Origin of the sequence: Rhizobium lentis, assembly GCF_017352135.1 — a bacterium.
GTDB lineage: Bacteria > Pseudomonadota > Alphaproteobacteria > Rhizobiales > Rhizobiaceae > Rhizobium > Rhizobium lentis.
Window position 1 is genome coordinate 1426911 of sequence record NZ_CP071454.1, and the last position, 23141, is coordinate 1450051.

Here is a 23141-nt window from a genome sequence, read left to right on the forward strand (position 1 = left end):
CGGCCGAATAAAGCCCCCAACGGCGGGTGCAAAACGCAAATCAACTATTTAATTTTGCTTGCGCTTCGTCCAAGGTGACGGCCGTTACCATAAGACGAGGGCAGACGTGCATCAGGAAGTAGGACTCATAGCGACGGTCGCCGTCAGTTTCGTTTTCGCGGCGGTCCTCGGTTATGGCGCCGACAGGCTCCGGCTGCCGCCGCTCGTCGGCTACCTGATGGCCGGCATCCTGATGGGGCCGTTCACCCCGGGCTTCGTCGCCGATACCGCCCTTGCCAGTCAGCTCGCCGAAATGGGCGTCATCCTGCTGATGTTCGGCGTCGGCCTGCATTTTTCCGCTTCCGACCTGCTCGCCGTGCGCGGGATCGCCGTGCCGGGCGCCATCGGCCGAATTGTCCTTGCCACTCTGCTGGGCATTGGCCTCTGCATGCTCTGGGGCTGGAGCCTCGGCGCCGGTATCGTGTTCGGGCTCAGCCTCTCGGTGGCGAGTACGGTCGTGCTCCTGAAGGCGCTGGAGGAACGTAATCTCGTCAATGCGCCAAGCGGTCGCGTCGCCGTCGGCTGGCTGATCGTCGAGGATCTGGTGATGGTGCTGGCGCTGGTGCTGCTGCCGGCGCTGGCAGAGCTTCTCGGCGGCCACGCCGTCGACACCAATCACGGCCTCGGTGAACTGCCGCTGGCGCTGACGATCGGACTGACCTTGTTCAAGGTGCTGGCTTTCGCCGCCATGGCGATCTTCCTCGGCCCCCGTATCGTGCCCTGGCTGCTGACGATGATCGCCCGAACGGGCTCGCGTGAACTCTTCACACTGACGGTGCTGGCGATCGCGCTCGGCATCGCCTTCGGCTCGGCAGCGATTTTCGGCGTCTCCTTCGCGCTCGGCGCCTTTTTCGCCGGTGTCGTCATGAGCGAATCCCAGCTCAGCCACAGAGCGGCGGCCGATTCGCTGCCATTGCAGAATGCCTTTTCCGTGCTGTTCTTCGTCTCGGTCGGCATGCTCTTCGACCCCTCGATCCTGGTGCGCCAGCCGCTGGCGGTGATCGGCGCCCTGGCGCTCATCATTCTCGGCAAGGCCGTTATCACCTTCGCCATCGTCATGCTGCTGCGATATCCGATCGGCATGGGGCTGACCTTGGCCGGCGGCCTTGCCCAGATCGGCGAATTTTCCTTCATCCTAGCCGGGCTCGGGGTCTCGCTCGGGCTTCTGCCGCATGAAGGCCAGGATCTGATCCTGGCCGCCGCGATCCTGTCGATCACACTCAACCCGGTCGTAATCGTCGCAAGCGAGGGCCTGAAGAACTATATCCATGCGCAGTGGCCCTCCCTCTTTGAAAGCTTCGGCAGAAAGAGGCAGATAACGCTCGGCAAAGAACTGGAGAAGATCAAGGCGCTCGGCGAGGAACGCGAACGCCAGCATCAGCTGAAGATGCAGCAGCTGATCGAAACCTTCCCCCTGTTCTCCCAGGTCGGCGAGGACGCGCAGGAGGAACTGCTGCTGCTCTTCAAGGCAAAGTCGGCCCCTCCGGGCGAACGGGTGATCCGCCGCGGCGACCGCGGCGACAGCATGTATTTCATCTCCTCGGGGGCCGTGGAAGTGAGGCTCGCCAGCGGCGCCATCCGCCTGGAACCGGGCGCCTTTTTCGGGGAGATGGCGCTGCTGAGCGGTGGACGCCGGACCGCCGACGTCATTGCCGTCGATTTCTGCCAGTTCGAAGTGCTCGAGCGCCGCGACTTCAATATGTTCATGTCGCATCACCCCAACTTGCGCGCCATCGTCAGCGAAATGGCGCAAAAACGCACGGAAATGAACGTCTTGCGTCAGCAATGGGAAAAGTCGATGGATCTGTCCTGAGGGCGTTATGGGCTCCATAGAAAGCAGCCCACGATCGTGCTGCCGTGGCCGTCTCAAGCGAAGGCAGGCCAGTAGGCGTCGGAGCAAAAATCCAAAGGGATAGGGTCGAGCTTCGAGAGCGTTTCGGCGACGAAATTGATCTGCAGCGACAAATATCTGAGCGATGCCGGCATCGGCGCGCCGGTCGCAAATTCCCGGACCCGGGACAGATGATAGCCGCTCGCGTCGAGTCGTCGCGCCGCTTCCCGGCGTACATCGTCTCGGCTCGGCCCGCGGCCGCCCTCGATCACCTTGAACATCGTCTCACGCCACCCATGCATGCCCACAAAAATAACCTGCCTCACAATGGCCGATTCGTAATCCCATGAAATCTTGGGACGGGTGGAATGCCCTGGATCACGAAATTTTTTAAGCCGTGGTGGCGCGAAGGACACGGGCAAGCATTTACAGCGCCGCACACGGCCCCTAAAGCTTTTTGCACCGCAACAGGAAGGGAACAGAATGCTCCGCAGATTATACGACTGGACCATGTCTCTGGCCTCGCGCAAATCGGCGGAAGTCTGGCTCGCCGTCATCGCCTTCGTCGAAAGCTCCGTCTTTCTCGTTCCCGCCGACGTGCTTTTCCTGCCGATGGCACTGGCCAAGCCGGAGCGCTCCTATCGTTATGCGCTGGTTGCAACCGTTGCCTCCGTGCTCGGCGGCATTGCCGGCTGGGCGCTGGGCTTTTACGCTTATGAGACGGTGGCGCGGCCGGTTTTGGAATTCTACGGCAAGCTCGATGCCTTCGAACAGATGAAGGCCTATGTCACCTACGAGACGATCCTGCTGCTGCTCGTCACATCAGGTCTCGCACATCTGCCGCCGATCAAGATCGTGACCATCCTGTCCGGCGTCATTCACGTCAATCTGGGGCTCTTCATTGTTTCGGCGATCGTTGCACGCGGAGCGCGTTTCCTGTTCCTCGCCTGGCTGCTGCGCCGCTATGGCGAGCCGATCCGGGATTTCATCGAAAAGCGCCTCGGCCAGATCGTCGGCATCGGTGCCGGTACCGTGATCGTGCTATACGTCGGCTACCGCTCTTTCGCACACTAGACCACCTCGCGGAGTTCCGCCATGACTGCCACTTCCTCGCCGCTCGCCCGCCCCGGCTTCATCTATTCCCTGTTGCTCGCTATCGGCATGGCGGCGGCAGTCGGAACGGCGCTCGGCTTCCAATATGTTGGCGGCTATATTCCCTGTGCGCTCTGCCTGTTGCAGCGCCAGCCCTATTATTATGCCGTCCCGATCGCCATTATCGGCGCGGTTTCCTCGCTTGTCGGCTTGCCGAACTGGATCACCCGGGCGCTCATTCTCGCTGCCGGCATCCTGATGCTGGTGACGGCAGGGATGGGCGTGTATCACGCCGGCGTCGAATGGCATTTTTGGGCGGGACCTGCGACCTGCTCGACGACGGCAAACAGCATGACCAGCAATGCCGGCGATCTGCTCACCGAGCTCAACACGATCAAAGGTCCATCCTGCACCGATGCGGCGCTGAGAGTGCTTGGCCTGTCTTTTGCAGGCTGGAACGTAATCGCAGGCATTCTGCTCGCAGCTTTCGCCTTCATCGGCGTCCGCAAATCTGCGTAAGGGCTGTCAGGGCTGCAGCTCGGTATCCCAGTAGAGATAGTCGAGCCAGCTTTCATGCAGATAGTTGGGCGGAAACAGCCGGCCATTATTGTGCAGATCCTGCACCGTCGGCTGGTAGGGCTTTTGAGCCGGAAACATGCCCGCCTGCTTCGGAAGCTTACTGCCCTTGCGAAGGTTGCAGGGCGAGCAGGCCGCCACGACATTGTCCCAGGTCGTCTCACCGCCATGAGCGCGGGGGATGACGTGGTCGAAGGTCAGGTCGTCATGGGAGCCGCAATACTGGCACTCGAACCGGTCGCGCAGGAAGACGTTGAACCGGGTGAAGGCCGGATTGCGTGATGGCTGAACGTAAGTCTTCAGGCACACGACACTCGGAAGCCGCATCGAGAAACTCGGCGAGGAAACCGAATGTTCATATTCCGCAATAATGTTCACACGGTCGAGAAATACCGCCTTGATCGCGTCCTGCCAGGACCACAGCGACAAGGGGTAATAACTCAGCGGCCGGTAGTCAGCGTTCAGGACGAGCGCCGGCAGGGCCTGCGGGGAGACTGCAATCGTCAAGGGACTCTCCTGATCGATTCGGCATCTGCACCTGTATATTAGGCCGGTTGTTACAGGATTGTGAAGTCCAATAAATTCAGAGGATAAAGGCAATTTAAAGAGTGTTGCCGATCAGCCGATCGGCACCATGTCCCGTCGCATTTTCGTGGCGTAATAGGCCCAGAAAAGCCGGGCGGCCACCGAGCGCCATGGCGACCAGACCTGCGAAAGCTTGGCAAGCGCCTTTGCTTGCGGCCGCGCCGCAAGTCCAAGCGCGGCGCCGACGGCATTCTGCAACGCGACGTCGCCGGCCGGAAAGACGTCGGCATGGCCGCCGCAGAACATCAGATAGACCTCCGCCGTCCACGGGCCGATGCCCTTCAGCGCCGTCAGTTCACCAAGCGCTTCGTCCGGCGGCTTCAGGCAAAGTCCGGAAAGATCGAGACGGCCGGAGGCAACCGCCTCGGCAATACGCGACAGCGTATCGGCCTTGGCGCGCGACAGGCCGAATTCCCGCCACACCTCGGGCGCAAGACGCACGTAACCTTCAGCCGTCAGCGGACCGTCGGCCGGCAGCATGCGCCGCCATATCGCCTCGGCGCTAGCGCGCGAGACCATCTGCGAGACGATGATATGGGCAAGGCCGGCAAAACCCGGTTCGCGTAGCCGCAGCGGAATGGGCCCTGCATCGGCTGCGATCGGCGCAAGGCGGGGATCGAGGACAAGCAGCGCGTCCAGCCCCAGCCTCACGTCATCGTCGCTGCGGATGATCTGCACGCGTCCTCCCAGTGGTCCGGAACCCAAATCCGTGGCAGAAGAAAGCATGACCACGAGCGAGCGTCAAAAACCTGTCTTTCGTTTTGCGCCGAGTCCTAACGGATCGCTGCATCTCGGCCATGCGCTTTCGGCCTTTTTGAACCGCGACATGGCCGAGACCTGGAATGGTCGCCTGCTGCTGCGCATCGAGGATATCGACCAGACGCGCTGCACCCCCGAATTCGAGGCCGGCATCCTGAGGGACCTCGACTGGCTTGAGATCGATTGGGAAAGCCCGGTCCGACGCCAGTCGGAACATTTTCCGGAGTATCAGGCGGCGCTGCACGCGCTGATCGAGCGTGGCCTGGTCTACCCGGCCTTCCTGACGCGCGGCGAGGTGAAGGCGCGTGTCTCCGCCTACGAGGCAACGGGCCGATCCTGGCCGCGCGATCCCGACGGCACGCCGCATTACCCGCCGATTGATCGCGAGCGGCCTGAGGCCGAATGGCGGGAAATCCTTTCCTCCGGGAAAAAACATGCCTGGCGGCTCGATATGAGAAAGGCGCTCGACCTGATCGGCGAACTGCTGTTCTGGACGGAAACCGGCGACGGCAGGACAGGCGAGATCGCCGCCGAGCCCGGCGTCTGGGGCGATGTCATCCTGTCGCGCTCCGACGCCCCGTCGAGCTATCATCTTTCCGTGGTTGTCGACGATGCGCTGCAGGGCATCACCCGCGTCGTGCGCGGGCTCGATCTCTTCCATGCGACCTCGGTGCACCGGCTGCTGCAGGTGCTGCTCGGCCTGCCGCAGCCCCTTTATCACCACCATCGTCTCATTCTCGACGCGGACGGCCGCAAGCTTTCGAAAAGCGAAGGAGACAGCGGGCTTGCCGAATTGCGTGCCCGGGGCATGTCAGGGGCCGACATTCGCCGCCTTGTCGGGCTTTGATCGCCGTTCGACACGCTCTCTGCCGACGATCGAAAGCGTATGCGAGAACATCCGAAAGACGCGGAATTTGATCAGCGCGGCGTTGATCTCCGCGCCGATGATGAAGATCACGCCGACCATGTAGAGGAAGATCAACACGATCATGACAGAAGCGAGACCGGCATAGGTTGCCGTATAATTGGCGAAGGTCGCGAGATAATAGGCAAAGATCAATGCGCCGGCGAGCCAGAGAAGCAGCGTCAGCAGCACGCCGGGAATTACGTCGAAGACCCGCCGCTTGCCGGCCGGCAGCCAGAGATGCATGACCAGCAGCCCGGCGGTGAGCACGACAAGCGTGCCGTAAATGCGCCAGCTGAAGACAATGTCGAGCGTATCGGCAAACAGCGGAAGCCAGCGGCGCGCATAGTCGAGAGCCAACGGCACGGCAACGAGCAGGATGCTGATCGCGGCGAATATGATGACCGCAATCAGCACGTAACCGAGGCTGGCCAGGCGGGTGAAATACCACGGCCGCGTCTCCTGCACCCGATAGGCACGGTTGAGCGAGATGCGCAGCGCCTCGACGCCGTTCGAGGCGAAATAAGCGGCCGCCAGCACAGAGATCGTCAGCAGCCCGCCGCGCTGAATGGTCAGAACCTGCAATACCTGGTCAGCCAAAGGCTTGGCGATCGCTTCCGGCCAGGTGTCGAAGATCAGATGGATGGCGGTGGAAGAAAACTGATCGGCGCCGAGGAAGCTCGCAAGCGCCGTGCCAAAGATCAGAAACGGGAAAACCGCAAGCAGGCTCGACAGCGCCACGTGGCTCGCCATCGCAAATCCGTCATCCTCGACCATGTGACAGATCGCGTCATAGACCACGTCGTAAATCGTGCGCAGTGTCTTCGGCATTCCGTCCCCGGCGTTCCAGATTGTATCCTCTGGCCGAATATGGGAAACGAGTCCCATTTTGTACAGGAATCAATCCATGGCGGGAGAGCGCACCATCGTCGTGACTGGATGTTCGTCCGGAATCGGCGCTCATTGCGCCCGGGCGCTGAAAGCCGATGGCTGGCGCGTGTTTGCGACGGTGCGCAAGACGCAGGATCTCGCAGACCTGGAAGCCGACGGAATCGAAGCCTTCCTGATGGACTATGCCAGGACCGAGACGATTTCCGCCCTGGTCGGCACCGTGCTCGACCGCAGCGGCGGCCACATCGACGCGCTCTTCAACAACGGCGCCTATGGTCAGCCGGGCGCTGTCGAGGATCTCTCGACGGCGGCGTTGCGCGCCCAGTTCGAGGCGAACTTCTTCGGCTGGCACGAACTGACGCGGCAAGTCATTCCTTCGATGCGCAAACATGGTCACGGACGAATCGTCCAGTGCTCCTCCATTCTCGGCCTCGTCCCCTACCGCTACCGCGGCGCCTATACAGCCTCCAAATTTGCGCTGGAAGGCCTCAGTGTCACCCTGCGCATGGAGCTCCATGGCAGCGGCATCCATGTGAGCCTGATCGAGCCGGGACCGATCGCGACGCGCTTCACCGCCAACGCGCTTGCCAAGATCAAGGAGAATATCGATCTCGAGAATTCGCCGCACGCAGCCGATTATGTCAGGCAGTTGGCGAGACTTGAGGGCTTGGGGCCGGTCAACCGCCATAGACTTGGCCCGGACGCGGTCTATTCGGTATTGAAACATGCGTTGAACTCGAAAAGACCCAGGCCACATTATCCTGTAACGACTCCGGCTAAACAGGGCATGCTCCTGAAGCGGCTGCTTCCGGCGGACCTCTTCTACAATCTGATGCGCTGGACCGATTGACCGAGAAAGTTGAATGCCATGTCTGCGGCCACCTATATCCTTGCGATCATCGTCATGGGCGTCGTTGCCCTCGTCCTGATCCGCGGCCTCTTCAACATGATGAAGGGCGGCGATGCCAATCTTTCCAACAAGCTGATGCAGCTTCGTGTCTTGCTGCAGGCAATCGCCGTTGTCCTGATCATGCTGACGCTCTGGCTGACCGGCGGCGGACGGCCGAGTTGAGGTGACTAATGGAGCGGGCATTTTTGATGACGGGTGCGGACAGAAATGACCGCGGAGAGGTGAGTGCCGGCTTGAGGAAGCACCCCGACGCGGTGTGCGTCAGTATGCCGGGGAGAGTTTGCCGAGAAGGCCAACCCCACTCTCCGTCATCCTCGGGCTTGACCCGAGGATCCATGCCCATAGTTGCCCCTAACCCTCTCCCCGCTCGCGGGGAGAGGGGACGTGCCCTGCGAGAGCGCAGTGGGACTGGAGAGGGCGCGGCATATCCCTTCGCCCCGTTTACGGGGGTCCGAAGGACGGGTCGAGACACGTGGCTCGACCCCGGTCGCTGCCGGCAGGCGGATGAGGGGCTGCTGTCGGCAATCTCCCACGGCGCGAACGCCCTCCCATCGACAGGCGGTGCGGCATGGTGAAACTCAACAAGATCTACACGAAGACGGGCGACGACGGCACGACCGGGCTGGCTTCCGGCCGGCGCCGGAGGAAGGACGATCTGCGCGTGGAGGCCTACGGCACGATCGACGAGGCCAATTCCGCAATCGGCGTGGCGCGGCTGCACACATCAGGCCTACCCGAACTCGATGCGATGCTGATGTCGATCCAGAACGATCTCTTCGACCTCGGCGCTGATCTTGCCACACCCGAATCCGGCGAGCCCCCTGCCTATGAGCCCCTGCGGATCGTCGAGACGCAGCTCGGGCGGATCGAGCGCGATATCGATCGGCTGAACGCCGAGTTGGATCCACTGAAATCCTTCATCCTGCCGGGCGGCAGCCCGGCTGCCGCACATCTGCATCTGGCCCGCACGATCGCGCGCCGGGCCGAGCGGCTGATGGTGACGCTTGCACGCAGAGACGGTGAAATCGTCGGCGAGCCGGCGCTGAAATATATCAATCGGCTCTCGGATTTTCTCTTCGTCGCTGCCCGTCATGCAAATGACCGGGGTCGTGCGGATGTGCTTTGGGTTCCGGGAAAAAACAGATAGGTTTGCCGCGATCACGATCGCCCGGGGACCTTATGTTCATACCACTTCACGATGCCAATACGCTGAAGCATATCAAGGTTCAGTGGGTGACCCTGGCCTTGATCGCGCTGAATGTCGCCGTCTGGCTCTTCACCACTCTGGAGAGCGAACTGGCGGCACAGGCGACGACTGTCGGCCTCGGCTATATCCCGGCGATTGCCTTCGGGCATGCGCAATTGGCAGAGGGACTGGAAATCGTGCCGGAACCGCTGACCTATCTCACCTATGCCTTCGTCCATATGGGCTTTTGGCATTTGGCGTCCAACATGGTCTTCCTCTGGGTCTTCGGCGACAATGTCGAGGATGCCCTGGGGCACATGCGCTTCCTGCTTTTCTACCTCCTTTGCGCGGCTGCCGGCGCCCTTTGCCACGGTTTTTTGACGACGACGTCCGAAGCGCCGCTGGTCGGCGCCTCCGGAGCGATCTCAGGCGTCGTTGCCGCCTATGTCATGCTGCATCCACGTGTCAGGGTCTGGGTGCTCGTATTTTTTCGTGTGCCCTTGCCGCTGCCGGCCTTCGTGCCGCTGCTTTTGTGGATCGGACAACAGTTCTTCATGCTGGCGATTGCGCCGGATGGCGACGTTTCCTGGGGCGCCCATGTCGGCGGCATCCTTGCAGGTGCCGCTCTGATCCTCGTTTTGCGCCGTCCCGGCGTGCCGCTCTTCGACCGGCAAATCGTAACGCCCCGCGCCGTAAGGGACGACTCCGGCGCCGCTGCCGCCGGTATGGACGGGCGCACCGTGCAGCGTCTTCCCTGGGGCCGAGGTCGCCGCTAACAGATATATTGACGTGTACGTAAACGTCCATATATTGCCGGAGCAAAATCCCTGTCGGCGTATGCGAGCGTTGTAATTGGAGGAAAAACGCGTATCCATGTCGCCATTCGACAATCGAAGCGGCGCTCGAGCGCGCATTTTCCTAAAAACCTCGCGAAACCAGTTTCTCTTGAAGGAAGGCCCCCATGAAGATTCTCGTGCCCGTCAAGCGGGTTGTCGACTACAACGTGAAGATCCGTGTGAAGCCGGATGGCACGGGTGTCGAGCTTGCCAATGTGAAGATGTCGATGAACCCGTTCGACGAGATCTCGGTGGAAGAGGCGCTGAGATTGAAGGAAGCCGGCAAGGCTGAGGAAGTGGTGGTAGTCTCGATCGGTCCTGCCAAGGCCGAGGAGACGCTGCGGACGGCACTTGCCATGGGCGCCGACCGGGCGATCCTGGTCGAGACCGACGATGCCGTCGAACCGCTCGCCGTCGCCAAGATCCTGAAAGGGATCGCCGAAGCCGAACAGCCGGGGCTTGTCATCACCGGCAAGCAGGCGATCGACGACGATTCCAACCAGACCGGCCAGATGCTGGCGGCGCTGCTCGGCATGCCCCAGGCGACCTTCGCCTCGAAGATCGAGATCGGCGACGGCAAGGCGACCGTCACCCGCGAGGTCGACGGCGGCCTGCAGACGATCGAGATCAAGCTGCCGGCGGTGGTGACCACCGATCTGCGCTTGAACGAGCCGCGTTACGCCTCGCTGCCGAACATCATGAAGGCGAAGAAGAAGCCGCTGGAGAAGAAGGTTCCGGCCGATTTCGGCGTCGACACGACGCCGCGGCTGAAGGTGCTGAAGACCGAGGAACCGTCCGGCCGCAAGGCCGGCGTCAAGGTCAAGTCGGTCGCTGAGCTGGTCGACAAGCTGAAGAACGAAGCCGGCGTGCTGTAATCGGGCAAGAACAGGAGCAACCATCATGACCATTCTTCTTCTGGCCGATCACGACAATTCGAGCCTCTCCGACCAGACCACCAAGGCGCTGACCGCCGCAACGCAGATCGGCGGCGACATTCACATTCTCGTCGCCGGCAAGGGCGCCAGGGCTGCGGCCGATGCGGCCGCCAAGCTTTCCGGCGTCTCGAAGGTGCTGCTTGCCGAAAGCGACGCGCTTGCCAACAATCTGGCCGAACCGCTCGCCGACCTGATCGTCTCGCTCGCCGGCTCCTATGACACGATCGTCTCGGCCGCGACCTCGGTCGGCAAGACCGTGCTGCCGCGGGTGGCAGCCCTTCTCAATGTTGCCCAGGTCTCGGAGATCATTGAGGTCGTTTCCTCCGACACCTTCAAGCGGCCGATCTATGCCGGCAATGCCATTCAGACGGTGCAGGCAAGCGATGCCAAGAAGGTCATCACCGTGCGCACCGCTTCCTTCGCCTCCGCGCCCGCAGGCGGTTCTGCCGCCGTCGAGGCGATCCCGGCGGTGTCCGATCCGGGTCTGTCGCGTTTCGTCTCCGATGCGCTGTCGGCCTCGGAACGTCCGGAGCTGACCTCGGCGAAGATCATCATCTCCGGCGGCCGGGCGCTCGGCTCCTCCGAGAAGTTCAAGGAAGTGATCCTGCCGGTCGCCGACAAGCTCGGGGCGGCCGTCGGCGCCAGCCGCGCTGCCGTCGATGCCGGTTATGCGCCGAACGACTGGCAGGTCGGCCAGACCGGCAAGGTGGTGGCGCCCGATCTCTATATCGCCGCCGGCATCTCCGGGGCGATCCAGCATCTGGCCGGCATGAAGGACTCGAAGGTGATCGTCGCCATCAACAAGGACGAGGAGGCGCCGATCTTCCAGGTCGCCGACTACGGCCTCGTCGCCGATCTCTTCGAGGTCCTGCCGGAACTCGAAAAGGCGCTCTGAGCGAGGCAAATGCCTTTCTTTCGCACTTGCGAATGACTGGAAAATTGTCTCTTATCGGTCTACTACTTACTGCCGGACGATCCGTCGTCCGGCAGTATTGCTAAAATAATGCGGCAACGCGGGGGCGAATGCCGCACGGGGGTTTGGAGATGAGTGCGGTGTTGAAGAATATTGGTATTATCGGTGCCGGCCAGATGGGCTGTGGCATCGCGCATGTTTCGGCCGCCGCAGGTTACCGGGTTCACATCTACGATCTCTCGCAGGACCGCATCGAATCCGGCCTCGCCACCATCAACGGCAATCTCGCCCGCCTGGTGACGAACGGCAAGATGACCGATGAGGAACGGAAATCGACCCTGTCGCGCATATCAGGCTCCGCCGATATCAACGATCTCGCACCATCCGATCTCGTCATCGAGGCCGCCACCGAAGACGAAAGCGTCAAGCGCAAGATTTACAGCCAGGTTTGCCCGGTGATGAAGCCGGAAGCGCTGCTTGCCACCAACACTTCGTCGCTTTCCATCACTCGGCTTGCTGCCGCCACCGACCGCGCCGAACGCTTCATGGGCATACATTTCATGAATCCGGTGCCGGTGATGAAGCTGGTCGAGCTGGTGCGCGGCATCGCGACAGACGAGAAGACCTTCACCGCCGCCAAGGAATTCGTCGGCTCGCTGGAGAAGACCGTCACGGTCGCCGAGGATTTCCCGGCCTTCATCGTCAACCGAATCCTGCTGCCGATGATCAATGAGGCCATCTATACGCTCTACGAGGGCGTCGGCACCGTCGACGCCATCGATACCGCGATGAAGCTCGGCGCCAATCATCCGATGGGCCCGCTGCAGCTTGCCGATTTCATCGGGCTCGACACCTGTTTATCGATCATGCAGGTGCTGCATGACGGCCTGGCGGATTCGAAATATCGCCCCTGCCCGCTGCTGGTGAAATATGTCGAAGCCGGCTGGCTCGGACGCAAATCCGGCCGCGGTTTCTACGATTATCGCGGCGACGTGCCGGTCCCGACCCGCTAAGCAGACTATCATTACAACGGGCGAGTGGACCCAGCGCCCGCGAAATGCTTTCCTTCGAGAACGGGAGGAAACGCCATGTCGACCGAAACACCGATGTTTCTGCTGCAATGCTGCGTCCTGATTGGAATTGCCGGCGTCTTCCTCATAAGAGGAGATGGAGACTCTTGACCAACCTCGCTACGACCCTATCGCCCCCTTGATCAGCGCCTTTGCATCTTCGCTGTCCCAGGCAGCAGGACCGTTCATGGCGGAGATCAGGCAGCCCTTGTCGTCGAGCAGCAGCGTCACCGGTAGGCCGAAGGCCAGGCCTTCCTTCTTCAGGCTATTGAATACGCCGATCGTATTGTCGCGGTAAAGCTGCAGCGCATCGACGCCGATTTCGCTGAGGAAGGCCTTCGGCTTCTCGTCGTCACCCGTATCGATATTGACCGTCACGACCTGGAACTTGTCACTTCCCATGTCCTTTTCCAGCGCGTTCAGGGCCGGCATCTCCTCGCGGCAGGGGACACACCAGGTGGCCCAGAGGTTGAGAAGCACCGTCTTGCCGGCAAAATAATCGAGCGTCGTCGGCTTGCCGTCGGGACCGTTGAAGGAAACCGTAGTCAGCTGGCGCGGCTCGCTGGCGGCGACCATCGCGGCGACCTGCCCCTTCATCAGCGGCGTCAGATTGGCTGTGCGCTCTTTCGCCAGTGGACACTCGGCCGAAGCGGTATCACCGACGCCATTGCCAATCCCCGTCTCCTTCACGTATACCGCTGCCGCACCGGCAACAACGCCCGCAACGGCGGCGATTGCGATCAGTTTTACGGACGGCAGGCCGAAAGGTTTTTTCGTCGTCATTTCATTCTCCAGGACGGGCATCTCCCATGGCCGAGAACAACACGGATACTAAATCCTCCAACCAGATGTGGGGCGGGCGCTTCGCCTCCGGCCCGGACGCGATCATGGAGGAGATAAATGCCTCGATCGGTTTCGACAAGAAGCTATTCGCCCAGGATATCCGCGGCTCCGTCGCCCATGCGACGATGCTCGCCCATCAGGGGATCATTTCGGCCGAGGATAAGGACAAGATCGTTCAAGGGCTAAACACGATCCTGTCAGAAATCGAAAGCGGCAATTTCGAATTCTCACGCCGGCTCGAAGACATCCACATGAACATTGAAGCGCGCCTGGCGACGCTGATCGGACCGGCGGCCGGCCGGCTGCACACCGCCCGCTCGCGCAACGATCAGGTGGCGCTCGACTTCCGCCTCTGGGTGAAGGAAGAGCTCGAGAAGACCGAACGCATGCTGACCAGCCTGATCGCCGCCTTTCTCGACCGTGCCGAGGAGCATGCCGAAAGCGTCATGCCCGGCTTCACGCATCTGCAGACCGCCCAGCCCGTCACCTTCGGCCATCACTGCATGGCCTATGTCGAAATGTTCGGCCGCGACCGCTCGCGCGTGCGCCACGCCATCGAGCATCTGGACGAAAGCCCGATCGGCGCTGCCGCCCTTGCCGGCACCGGCTATCCGATCGACCGCCACATGACGGCCAAGGCGCTGGGCTTTCGCGAACCGACCCGCAACTCCATCGACACGGTCTCCGACCGCGACTTCGCCATCGAGTTTCTGTCGATCGCCGCGATAACGGGCATGCACCTGTCGCGCCTGGCGGAAGAGATCGTCATCTGGTCGACCCCGCAATTCGGTTTTGTGCGCCTGTCCGACGCCTTCTCGACCGGCTCCTCGATCATGCCGCAGAAGAAGAACCCCGACGCGGCCGAGCTGGTGCGCGCCAAGACCGGCCGCATCAACGGTTCGCTGATTGCACTGCTGACGATCATGAAAGGCCTGCCGCTCGCCTATTCCAAGGACATGCAGGAAGACAAGGAACAGGTCTTCGACGCGGCCGAGAGCCTGGAACTGGCCATCGCTGCCATGACCGGCATGGTGCGCGACATGACGGTCAACACCCAGCGCATGAAGGCGGCGGCCGGCTCCGGCTTCTCGACGGCGACCGACCTTGCCGACTGGTTGGTGCGCGAAGCGGGCCTGCCCTTTCGCGATGCCCATCACGTGACCGGCCGAGCCGTGGCGCTCGCCGAAAGCAAGGGCTGCGACCTCGCCGACCTGCCGCTCTCCGATCTGCAGGCGATCCATTCCGCGATCACCGACAAGGTCTATGACGTCTTGACCGTCGAGGCCTCCGTCGCCAGCCGCAAGAGCTTCGGCGGCACGGCACCCTCCGAAGTGCGCCGGCAGATCGCCTTCTGGCGCGCCCGCAACTGAGATAACGGGCGAGGCGGAGAGCCGCCACGCCCTTACGGCAAGCGCGCACACGTCCAACAATCAGGGTGCACAAGGCGGATAAACTTCGCTATGAAGATGTCCGTCGTGCGATGTGAACGATGTCCACCTTATGCCGCAGAAGAGGTATATATGCAGAAGAGCTTGCCGCATCTCATCCGCCTGACGGTGGTTCTCGCCGTCGTCGGCCTTGCCGTTGCCGGATGTGGTCGCAAAGGTGATCTCGATCCGCCGAGTGCCGCGGCAACCAAGGAAGGCGACGTATCCAAGCCGACGAAACAGCCGGGGACCGTCGACAAGCCCTTCCTCCTCGATCCTCTTCTTTAAGGCATAGGCCCGTGAACCACTTCGAGTACCGCGACGGCGTCCTGTATGCCGAAAATGTCCCCGTTCCGGAGATTGCCAAGGCGGTCGGCACGCCTTTCTATGTCTATTCCACCGCGACGCTGGAGCGCCATTACCGGGTCTTCTCCGATGCTTTCGCCGGTATGGACTCGATGGTCTGCTATGCGATGAAGGCGAATTCGAACCAGGCGGTGCTGAAGACGTTGGGCCGCCTCGGCGCCGGCATCGACGTCGTCTCGGAAGGCGAGCTGCGCCGCGCGCTCGCGGCCGACATTCCGGCGAGCCGCATCATGTTTTCAGGCGTCGGCAAGACTCCATCCGAGATGGATTTCGCTCTCGAGGCCGGCATCTACTGCTTCAACGTCGAATCCGAACCCGAACTCGAAATCCTCAACCAGCGGGCCGTCAGCGCCGGTAAAAAAGCGCCGGTCTCCTTCCGCATCAATCCCGACGTCGATGCCAGGACGCATTCGAAGATCTCGACCGGCAAGAAGGAAAACAAGTTCGGTATTTCCTGGGAACGGGCCCGCGCTATTTACGCCCATGCCGCCAGGCTGCCCGGCATCGAGGTCAGCGGCATCGACATGCATATCGGCAGTCAGATCACCGAGCTGCAGCCCTTCGACGACGCCTTCAAGCTGCTGCGCGATCTCGTCGCGACGCTACGCGCCGACGGCCACACCATTCATCACGTCGATATCGGCGGGGGCCTCGGCGTGCCCTACAAGGACGACAACAATCCGCCGCCGCTGCCGGACGCCTATGCGGCAATCGTCAAGCACCAGCTGCGCGATCTGAACTGCAAGATCATTACCGAGCCCGGCCGCCTGATCGTCGGCAATGCCGGCATCCTTGTGACCGAAGTCCTCTATGTGAAGGATGGCGGCGAGAAGACCTTCGTCATCGTCGACGGCGCGATGAACGACCTCATCCGCCCGACGCTCTATGAGGCCTATCATGAGATCCGTCCGGTGACGATTTCGGCAGCAAACGCGCCGCGCATCCGCGCCGACGTGGTCGGTCCCGTCTGCGAGACCGGCGATTATCTGGCGCTCGACCGCGAAATGGCGATGCCGAAGCCAGGCGACCTGATGGCCGTCAGCACTGCGGGAGCCTATGGTGCCGTTCAGGCCGGCACCTATAACAGCCGCTTGCTGGTGCCCGAAGTTCTGGTCAAGGGCAGCGATTTTCATGCGATTCGGCCGCGGAGGACCTATGCCGAGCTGATCAGCCTCGACTCGGTTCCTGCTTGGCTCGACTAAACGCCTCGCGCAAATCGGTGCAGCGATTTTGCGATCACGCGACATGCGTACAACAAAAATTTAAAGCGCGGGGAGCAGTCTGAAAGATCGCGGCGCGCTTAAAGCAGCCATCACTTTTTGGCGAATAAACGTGAAAAGCCGGTATTACCGGCCGCTCGCCCTCGCCTTCGCCACAAAGAGTGTTATCCTTTCGTTCATGAGCGTATTGCCCGACAATCGCCGGAAGCGCCCTCTGTTTCAGAACGCCAGATCGCGGAGACCGGACCGATGATGAGCCCTTTCAGGCAGAGGAAAGGTGCATTTGCGCTCCGCCCTGCGCTTGCCCGGCTGGTGACGACGAAGCGCCTGCTGGCGCGCATTGTGCTTTTTTGCGAGCAGCTGCTGCCGCCGCTGCTGCCGGTGCTGTCGGTCGCAGCCTTTTATCTCTCCGCCTCCTGGTTCGGCCTCTTCCGCAACGTGCCCGACTGGCTGCGCATTGTCTTGCTGATCGCCTTCGCGCTCGCTTTACTCGTCTCGCTGCTTCCCTTCCGCCATCTGCGCTGGCCGAAGGTCGCCGAAGCCGACCGCCTGCTGGAAGAGCGCAATGGCCTGCCGCACCAGCCGGTCACCGTCCAGGAAGACGAACCAGCCTTCGATACGCCCTTTGCCCGAGCGCTTTGGCGCGAGCACCAGGTGCGCATGGCCGAAAAAATTGCAGCGCTCGACACAGGCATGCCGAGGCCGGATATCGCCGCACATGACCGCTTCGCCCTTCGCGCCGTTCCGGCGCTGCTTCTGGTCACGGCCTTTGCCTATTCGCTGTCGATCAACGGCGGGTCGATCGGCGATGCATTGCAGGCAGCCCCCGAGCAGGTGACGGTCGATCCGGCCGTGCGCATCGACGCCTGGGTAACACCACCCTCCTACACCGGTCGCGCACCGGTCTATTTGACCGCCGACGGGAGTGAACAGGCGCCGATCGGCATACCGCAGTTTTCCGGTCTCACCGTACGCGTCAGCGGCGGAAAAACGGCCGAAAAGGTCGTGTTCCGCAAGGCGAATGGTGAGGCGCAGGACATTGCCGTCCAGGCGGATGCAAGGCCGCAGCAGACTCTGGTGACCGCTGGCGATCAGCCGGATGCTGCACCAGCCAGCCAGGCTGCCATCGCACAGACACATGTGATGAAGCTCGAGGAGAACGGCACGCTCGAAGTCAACGGCCGCCGCTGGAGCTTCGATGTCCTTCCCGACAAGGCGCCGGAAATCGCTTTCGACGGCTTACCGAAGCCCAGCGTCAACGGCGCGCTTGAGATCGGCTTCACCGTCAAGGACGATTACGGCGTGCAGGAAGCGCATGCCGAGATCGTTCCGGTCGAAACCGATCCGACCGCGACGCCGCTCTATCCGCTGCCGGAATACCGGCTGGATATCCCCCGTCGCAACGCCCGCGATGCGAAGGGCGTGACCAGCCGGAACCTGACCGAACATCCACTTGCCGGCAAGCGCGTTCGCGTGACGCTCGTCGCCAGGGATGCCGCCGGCCAGACCGGCCGCAGCCCGCCGCACGAGATGACGCTGCCGTCGCGGCCCTTCAACGAACCGCTTGCCGCAGCAGTTGCCGAGGAACGACAGGTTTTCGCGCTCGATACGCGCAAGATGCCGCAGGCTATCGCCCTGAACGAGGCGCTGACCATCCGTCCCGAGGAGACCATCCCCAAGCTGACCAACTATCTGCTGCTGCAATCCGCCTTGACGCGCATGAAGCTCGCAAAGGGCGAAGAAGCGCTGAAGGATACGGCCCAATATCTCTGGGAGATCGCGCTTGGCATGGAAGATGGCGATCTTTCCCTTGCCGAGCGCAAGCTGCGCCAGGCCCAGCAGAACCTCGCCGACGCGTTGAACCGCAACGCGCCCGACGAAGAGATCAAGAAGCTGATGGACGAGTTGCGCAAGGCGATGCAGGACTATCTGAGCGAGCTCGCCCAGCGCATGCAGAACGCGCCGATGCAGCCGAACCAGAACGCACAGAACATCCTGCGCCAGCAGGATCTGGAGCGGATGATGGATCAGATCGAAAATCTCGCCCGCTCCGGCAACCGTGACGCAGCCCAGCAGATGCTGTCGGAACTGCAGCGCATGATGAACAACCTGCAGGCGGGCCGGCCGCAGCGCGGCCAGCAGGGCCAGGAAAACAGCGAAGCCCGAAAGCAGATCGACAAACTCGGGGAGATCCTGCGCGACCAGCAGAAGCTGATGGAAGAGACCTTCCGTCTTGATCAGCAGCTCAAGGATCGCATGCAGCGCGGCGAGACCGAGATGGGCGAGAACGATCCGTTGCTCGACGATATGCTTCCCGGCGAGAAGGGCGAACCGCAGGATCAGCAACAGGGCCAAGGCCAGGAAGGCCAGCAACCCTCCGACCAGATGACGGCAGAGCAACTGCGCGAGGCGCTGAAACAGCTGCGCTCCCGCCAGGATGCGCTCGGCAAGCAGCTTGGCGAATTGCAGAAGAGCCTCGGCGAGATGGGCATGAAGCCAGGTCCGGGCTTCGGCCAGGCGCAGCGCGAAATGGAAGGCGCCGGCCGTGAACTCGGCCAGGGCCGCGGCCAGCCGGCGATCGAAGGCCAGGGTCGCGCGCTGGAGGCACTTCGCCAGGGTGCGCGCGATATGATGAACCAAATGATGCAGGCGCAGCAAGGCCAACAGGGGCAAGGTCCGAACGGCCAGGTGGGACAGGGCGAGCAGAACGGTCGCGATCCGCTCGGCCGGCTGCGCCAGACCCAGGGACCGGACTTCGGCGACAACAACGTGAAGGTGCCTGACGAAATCGACGTTCAGCGAGCACGAGAAATCCTTGACGCGATCCGCGAGAAACTCGGCAACAATCCGCCACAGGAGATGGAACGGCGGTATCTCGAGCGGCTGCTGGACATCCAGTAGACCTTATACCGCCTTATGGTTGGATTCTAAAGCGCGTCGCGATCTTCAGATTCGCTTGGCCCGCGCTTTAGTCTTTGGTTTTCGCATGTTGTGGTCGCAAAACCGCTGTGCACTTTGCGCGACTTGCTTCAGGCGACGAGCGCCCGGGCAACCGCCTTGCGTATATCGGGAAGCGCGAATGGCTTGGCGACAACGTCGATGATCTTTTCGGCAAGATCGTCGGCCCGTTCGCGCTGTTCGGCATAGCCGGTCATCAGCAGGATCTTCAGGCCGGGGAAAGCGTCCTTCGCCTGATGAGCAAGTTCGATGCCGTCCATGACAGGCATGCGGATATCCGAAAGCAGCAGGTCGTAGCCCCCGTCTTTCAGCTTTTCCAGTCCCTCGGCGCCATCCGCCGCTTCATCGGTCTCATGACCGTCGAGCCTGAGGGCCCGGGCTACGAAAGACCGCAGGGAGTCCTCGTCTTCCGTAATCAGAATTCTTGCCATATGTGCATTGCTCCGTCTTCAGCCCCGCGACGGAAATCACCAGACTTTCCTTTTCGATCGGTAAAGATGGCGAAGCGATGGACGGAATGGTTAACAACCCGTCTTCACCGGCAATAGATTGACCCTGTCTCAGGCGTCGCCGGTGACCACGCCGACGAAGGGCAATTCGCGAAACGCATAGGCAACGTCCATGCCGTAGCCGACGACGAAATAATCAGGGCATTCGAAGCCGACATAATCGGCCTCCAACTTTTCCTTACGCTTGACCCGTTTGTCGAGCAGCACGGCGATCGTGACGTTGCGTGCGCCGCGCTCGAAGAGCAGTTCCTTGGCAAAAAGCAGCGTCCGGCCAGACTCCAGGATATCGTCGATCAACAGCACATCGCGGCCGTGCACGTCGCTGTCGATATCCTTGACGATGCGCACGCCCTGCGAAACCGTGCCGCTGCCGTAGCTCGACAGCGTGATGAACTCGACCTCCGGTGCAAGCCCGGTGTCATGCAGGGCACGGATCAGGTCAGCGGCGAAGATGAAGGAGCCCTTGAGCACGGCGATGACGAGCAGGTCCTTGGTCGGACCGTTGGCGATCTCTCGCGCCATCGCATGATTGCGCTCGGCGATCTGCTCGGCGGTGAAAAGCGGCTCGATGTTTTTTCCGCGCACGACAGGCATAAAGGCTTGCTCCATGAAAAAGAAGGTAAGCCGTTAGCACATATGCCGGCCCGAAACAGCCTCGCATGGCATGAAATTAACGCGATTGGTGCATTCTATAGCCGGCAAGCCGGTCGTCACGCCTTCCGCTGCGCTACGGCAGGAAGGAAAGCCTGACCTCCGGCATCTTACCGCCGGCATGCTGGACGCGGGCCGAGAAGCCGCGACTTTGGCCGGCATAGATAACGTCGGCGGGCGAATCGATGACGATGCTTGCCGTCAGCCGCTCATCGGTCACGAGATCGGCGCGGATCGGATGCACCGTCTGCGTGGTGCCGCTTTCGTTTTCGATGATGCCGTTAATAACCAGCACACGCATGCCGTTCGCATCGCGCGGCGTCACCGTCACATGGGTGAAATGCAGCGGCGCTCCGGAAGAAGCTCCCTCGGCGGAAAGGCCGGAAAAGCCGCCTGTGAGACCGAAGACGAGCACGGCAAGCGCCAGCACCAGTATTGCGAAGCTTTGCAGCGACGCACGCTGCAGCCAGGATTCCGCCGTCCGCAGCGCGGAAGCAACCGTCGCCGACAGGAGCGACGGCTGTGCGGCGCCCATGCGCCTGCGGTTGTCGTTATGGATCCTGGCGCTGAATTCCTTTGGCCGGGCCTTGCCCACCGTCACGAATTCGGCGTCGGAAATATCGGCAGGACGTGCCGTGCGGTACTGTCGGCGGGCAGGCTCCGGCGGCAGGAAATCATAGGTCTGACCCGGCGTCCGACGGCTGAAGGAGGATGCTTCCATGGTGGCTGCCTCGCAGATGTCCACATGGTTTCGATGCTGCAAGAAATCTTGGCATTGAAACGAATCCTCCTCAGTCGTAAATTTTAATGGTTAATGCTTCGCAAAGATTGCCATCAAACGGGCGTCTTTCCGGCAAAATTTACCGGCTGTTAACGGTGTTGGTTAACAAGTCGCGCGGTGAAACCAAGAACAGACTGAGCTGCCCGTTGATCCACTTCGAGAATGTCGGTTTGCGCTACGGCATGGGCCCGGAAATCCTCCGGGACCTGACCTTCGACATTCCGAAGAAATCCTTTCAATTCCTGACGGGCCCATCCGGCGCCGGCAAAACCTCGCTGCTGCGGCTGCTGTTCATGTCACTGCAGCCGACGCGGGGCCTGATCCGCATGTTCGGGCGCGACATCTCCGAAATTCCCAGGCCCGAACTGCCGCTGTTGCGCCGGCGCGTCGGCATCGTCTTTCAGGATTTTCGCCTGCTCGACCATCTCACCACCTATGAGAATGTCGCCTTGCCGCTCCGGGTGCGCGGCAAGGAGGAAAGCTCCTACAAAACCGACGTTTTGGAACTCTTGAAATGGGTCGGGCTCGGCGAACGCATCAATGTGCTGCCGCCGGTGCTCTCGGGCGGCGAGAAGCAGCGCGCCGCCATCGCCCGCGCGCTGATGGACCGGCCGGAAGTCCTTCTGGCTGACGAACCCACGGGCAATGTCGACCCGCCGATGGCCAGGCGGCTGCTCAATCTATTCCTCGAACTCAATCGACTTGGGACGGCGGTCGTGATCGCCACTCATGACCTGGCGCTGATGGAGCAGGTGGAAGCCCGGCGCATGATCCTCTCGGGGGGGCACCTCGATATCTATGACTGAGCCCCCGTCCAGCAACCTAGAGAAGGCGCCGGCCCAGGCTGCCGCCCAGCCGAAGCGGCCGGAAATGCGCGTGCGCCCGACCGCGCCGATCCTGCCGCCCTCCAACATCCAGGGCAACGCCCTGATGGTGGTCATATCGATCATGGCCTTTCTCGCCTGCCTGACGCTCGGCGGCGTCAGCATGGTGCGTTCGACGGCGGCAAGTTGGGAGAGCCAGATCTCCCGCGAGATCACCATCCAGATCAAGCCGGACGACAATCTCGACATGGAAAAGGCGCTGACGCAGGCGCGCGACCTGGCGCTGACCTTCGTCGGCACCAAAAGCGGCCAGATCGTCGACGAGGCGGCAACTGCCCGCCTGCTCGAACCCTGGCTCGGCCCCGGTCTCGACCTCAAGGATCTGCCCGTTCCCCGCCTCGTCGTCATCACCATCGACGAGAGCAATCCGCCGGATTTCGATGCGATGCGGGGGCTCCTCAAGGACAGCATCCCGCAGGCGAGCCTCGACGACCACCGCACCTGGGTTGATCGCCTGGTCTCCATGGCGCACACGACCGTGCTGATCGGCACAGGAGTCCTGCTGCTGGTCTTCTCGGCAATGGTGCTGACCGTCGTCTTCGCCACGCGCGGCGCGCTGTCGGGCAATCGCCACATCGTCGAAGTGCTGCATTTCGTCGGCGCCGAGAGTTCCTTCGTTGCCACCGAATTTCAGAAGCATTTCCTGAAGATCAGCCTCAAAGGCTCGGCGATCGGCAGCGCGCTTGCCGCTCTTTTCTTCGCCACCGCCGGCTTCTGGCAGAGCCGCACGCTCGCGACGCCGGAAACGGATCAGGCGACCGCGTTGTTTGGCACCTTTTCGGTCGGCGTGCTCGGTTATGCCGGCATCTTCGCGACGATGATCGTCATCGCGCTCCTGACGACCGTCACGGCACGCCTCACCGTCATGCGCACGATCTATGAAATCGACACATTGCGTTCGGACCCGACGCGCACCGACGGCATCGCCAGTTGATCGTGGTCATGCCATTTTGTGATGAAAGCGTCTGTTCCGCG

At 61.9% G+C, this 23141-nt stretch carries 25 protein-coding genes; 17 read left to right on the plus strand and 8 right to left on the minus strand.

Going from position 1 to position 23141, the window contains the following annotated elements; genetic code table 11:
- The first annotated feature begins 106 nt into the window (after positions 1 to 106).
- Positions 107 to 1852, plus strand: a complete 1746-nt coding sequence (locus J0663_RS06825; protein WP_207243688.1) for a cation:proton antiporter domain-containing protein — start codon at positions 107 to 109, stop codon at positions 1850 to 1852.
- 53 nt (positions 1853 to 1905) lie between these two features.
- Here J0663_RS06825 and J0663_RS06830 read toward each other — a convergent pair whose 3' ends face one another.
- The gene (locus J0663_RS06830; RefSeq protein ID WP_375337172.1) at positions 1906 to 2151 is read right to left on the minus strand and encodes a hypothetical protein; all 246 of its coding nucleotides are present in this window, start codon (positions 2149 to 2151) and stop codon (positions 1906 to 1908) included.
- 202 nt (positions 2152 to 2353) lie between these two features.
- Between J0663_RS06830 and J0663_RS06835 the strand changes: the two genes are divergently transcribed.
- Both J0663_RS06835 and J0663_RS06840 read left to right on the plus strand, forming a co-directional pair.
- Positions 2354 to 2944: a YqaA family protein gene (locus J0663_RS06835; protein WP_207243689.1), complete on the plus strand. Its 591-nt coding sequence runs from the start codon at positions 2354 to 2356 to the stop codon at positions 2942 to 2944.
- A gap of 21 nt (positions 2945 to 2965) precedes the next feature.
- On the plus strand, positions 2966 to 3481 hold the full coding sequence (locus J0663_RS06840) for a disulfide bond formation protein B (RefSeq protein ID WP_207243690.1): 516 nt from the start codon (positions 2966 to 2968) through the stop codon (positions 3479 to 3481).
- A 6-nt stretch (positions 3482 to 3487) separates the two neighbouring features.
- Here the strand turns inward: J0663_RS06840 and J0663_RS06845 are convergent, their stop codons facing one another.
- A complete protein-coding gene (locus J0663_RS06845) occupies positions 3488 to 4045 on the minus strand; it encodes an HNH endonuclease (RefSeq protein ID WP_207243691.1) in 558 nt (185 codons plus the stop codon).
- A gap of 111 nt (positions 4046 to 4156) precedes the next feature.
- Positions 4157 to 4849 carry a DNA-3-methyladenine glycosylase family protein gene (locus J0663_RS06850; RefSeq protein ID WP_207243692.1) on the minus strand — a complete coding sequence of 231 codons (693 nt, stop codon included), beginning with the start codon at positions 4847 to 4849 and terminating at the stop codon, positions 4157 to 4159.
- On the opposite strand from J0663_RS06850, the gene gluQRS reads away from it, so the two are divergent.
- Entirely contained in the window at positions 4848 to 5729 is an 882-nt protein-coding gene (gene gluQRS, locus J0663_RS06855; RefSeq protein WP_207243693.1) for a tRNA glutamyl-Q(34) synthetase GluQRS, read from the plus strand. The two genes, J0663_RS06850 and gluQRS, sit on opposite strands and share 2 nt — an antisense overlap.
- On the opposite strand, the gene J0663_RS06860 is transcribed toward gluQRS, so the two are convergent.
- On the minus strand, positions 5694 to 6617 hold the full coding sequence (locus J0663_RS06860) for a YihY/virulence factor BrkB family protein (RefSeq protein ID WP_207243694.1): 924 nt from the start codon (positions 6615 to 6617) through the stop codon (positions 5694 to 5696). The two genes, gluQRS and J0663_RS06860, sit on opposite strands and share 36 nt — an antisense overlap.
- 76 nt (positions 6618 to 6693) lie before the next feature.
- Between J0663_RS06860 and J0663_RS06865 the strand changes: the two genes are divergently transcribed.
- The 7 genes from J0663_RS06865 to J0663_RS06895 all read left to right on the plus strand — a co-directional run bounded on the left by J0663_RS06865 (position 6694) and on the right by J0663_RS06895 (position 12470).
- Positions 6694 to 7527 carry an SDR family oxidoreductase gene (locus J0663_RS06865; RefSeq protein ID WP_207243695.1) on the plus strand — a complete coding sequence of 278 codons (834 nt, stop codon included), beginning with the start codon at positions 6694 to 6696 and terminating at the stop codon, positions 7525 to 7527.
- A gap of 18 nt (positions 7528 to 7545) precedes the next feature.
- Positions 7546 to 7749 carry a twin transmembrane helix small protein gene (locus J0663_RS06870; RefSeq protein ID WP_207243696.1) on the plus strand — a complete coding sequence of 68 codons (204 nt, stop codon included), beginning with the start codon at positions 7546 to 7548 and terminating at the stop codon, positions 7747 to 7749.
- Between the two features lie 406 nt (positions 7750 to 8155).
- The gene (locus tag J0663_RS06875; protein ID WP_207243697.1) at positions 8156 to 8734 is read left to right on the plus strand and encodes a cob(I)yrinic acid a,c-diamide adenosyltransferase; all 579 of its coding nucleotides are present in this window, start codon (positions 8156 to 8158) and stop codon (positions 8732 to 8734) included.
- A 32-nt stretch (positions 8735 to 8766) separates the two neighbouring features.
- The gene (locus J0663_RS06880) at positions 8767 to 9549 is read left to right on the plus strand and encodes a rhomboid family intramembrane serine protease (protein ID WP_207243698.1); all 783 of its coding nucleotides are present in this window, start codon (positions 8767 to 8769) and stop codon (positions 9547 to 9549) included.
- Between the two features lie 185 nt (positions 9550 to 9734).
- Positions 9735 to 10484, plus strand: a complete 750-nt coding sequence (locus tag J0663_RS06885; RefSeq protein ID WP_207243699.1) for an electron transfer flavoprotein subunit beta/FixA family protein — start codon at positions 9735 to 9737, stop codon at positions 10482 to 10484.
- A gap of 25 nt (positions 10485 to 10509) precedes the next feature.
- Positions 10510 to 11439, plus strand: coding sequence for an electron transfer flavoprotein subunit alpha/FixB family protein (locus J0663_RS06890; RefSeq protein ID WP_207243700.1), 930 nt, complete (start codon positions 10510 to 10512; stop codon positions 11437 to 11439).
- A 149-nt stretch (positions 11440 to 11588) separates the two neighbouring features.
- The gene (locus J0663_RS06895; RefSeq protein WP_207243701.1) at positions 11589 to 12470 is read left to right on the plus strand and encodes a 3-hydroxybutyryl-CoA dehydrogenase; all 882 of its coding nucleotides are present in this window, start codon (positions 11589 to 11591) and stop codon (positions 12468 to 12470) included.
- Positions 12471 to 12647: 177 nt separating this feature from the next.
- On the opposite strand, the gene tlpA is transcribed toward J0663_RS06895, so the two are convergent.
- Positions 12648 to 13310 carry a thiol:disulfide interchange protein TlpA gene (tlpA, locus tag J0663_RS06900; RefSeq protein ID WP_207243702.1) on the minus strand — a complete coding sequence of 221 codons (663 nt, stop codon included), beginning with the start codon at positions 13308 to 13310 and terminating at the stop codon, positions 12648 to 12650.
- 26 nt (positions 13311 to 13336) lie between these two features.
- On the opposite strand from tlpA, the gene argH reads away from it, so the two are divergent.
- The 4 genes from argH to J0663_RS06920 all read left to right on the plus strand — a co-directional run bounded on the left by argH (position 13337) and on the right by J0663_RS06920 (position 19284).
- Complete coding sequence (gene argH / locus J0663_RS06905; RefSeq protein ID WP_207243703.1) at positions 13337 to 14740, plus strand: argininosuccinate lyase; 1404 nt, start codon at positions 13337 to 13339, stop codon at positions 14738 to 14740.
- A 150-nt stretch (positions 14741 to 14890) separates the two neighbouring features.
- Complete coding sequence (gene lptM, locus J0663_RS06910) at positions 14891 to 15085, plus strand: LPS translocon maturation chaperone LptM (RefSeq protein WP_064697554.1); 195 nt, start codon at positions 14891 to 14893, stop codon at positions 15083 to 15085.
- Between the two features lie 11 nt (positions 15086 to 15096).
- On the plus strand, positions 15097 to 16365 hold the full coding sequence (lysA, locus tag J0663_RS06915; protein ID WP_207243704.1) for a diaminopimelate decarboxylase: 1269 nt from the start codon (positions 15097 to 15099) through the stop codon (positions 16363 to 16365).
- Positions 16366 to 16632: 267 nt separating this feature from the next.
- Positions 16633 to 19284, plus strand: coding sequence for a TIGR02302 family protein (locus J0663_RS06920; RefSeq protein ID WP_207243705.1), 2652 nt, complete (start codon positions 16633 to 16635; stop codon positions 19282 to 19284).
- A 128-nt stretch (positions 19285 to 19412) separates the two neighbouring features.
- On the opposite strand, the gene J0663_RS06925 is transcribed toward J0663_RS06920, so the two are convergent.
- The 3 genes from J0663_RS06925 to J0663_RS06935 form a co-directional block, all read right to left on the minus strand.
- Positions 19413 to 19772, minus strand: a complete 360-nt coding sequence (locus J0663_RS06925) for a response regulator (RefSeq protein ID WP_207243706.1) — start codon at positions 19770 to 19772, stop codon at positions 19413 to 19415.
- 129 nt (positions 19773 to 19901) lie between these two features.
- Positions 19902 to 20444 carry a hypoxanthine phosphoribosyltransferase gene (gene hpt, locus J0663_RS06930; RefSeq protein ID WP_004671390.1) on the minus strand — a complete coding sequence of 181 codons (543 nt, stop codon included), beginning with the start codon at positions 20442 to 20444 and terminating at the stop codon, positions 19902 to 19904.
- Positions 20445 to 20577: 133 nt separating this feature from the next.
- Positions 20578 to 21222, minus strand: a complete 645-nt coding sequence (locus J0663_RS06935; protein ID WP_207243707.1) for a hypothetical protein — start codon at positions 21220 to 21222, stop codon at positions 20578 to 20580.
- A gap of 206 nt (positions 21223 to 21428) precedes the next feature.
- On the opposite strand from J0663_RS06935, the gene ftsE reads away from it, so the two are divergent.
- Positions 21429 to 22088: a cell division ATP-binding protein FtsE gene (gene ftsE, locus J0663_RS06940; RefSeq protein WP_008527718.1), complete on the plus strand. Its 660-nt coding sequence runs from the start codon at positions 21429 to 21431 to the stop codon at positions 22086 to 22088.
- The gene (locus J0663_RS06945; RefSeq protein WP_207243708.1) at positions 22081 to 23100 is read left to right on the plus strand and encodes a cell division protein FtsX; all 1020 of its coding nucleotides are present in this window, start codon (positions 22081 to 22083) and stop codon (positions 23098 to 23100) included. The genes ftsE and J0663_RS06945 overlap by 8 nt, the downstream gene beginning before the upstream one ends.
- The last annotated feature ends 41 nt before the right edge of the window (positions 23101 to 23141 follow it).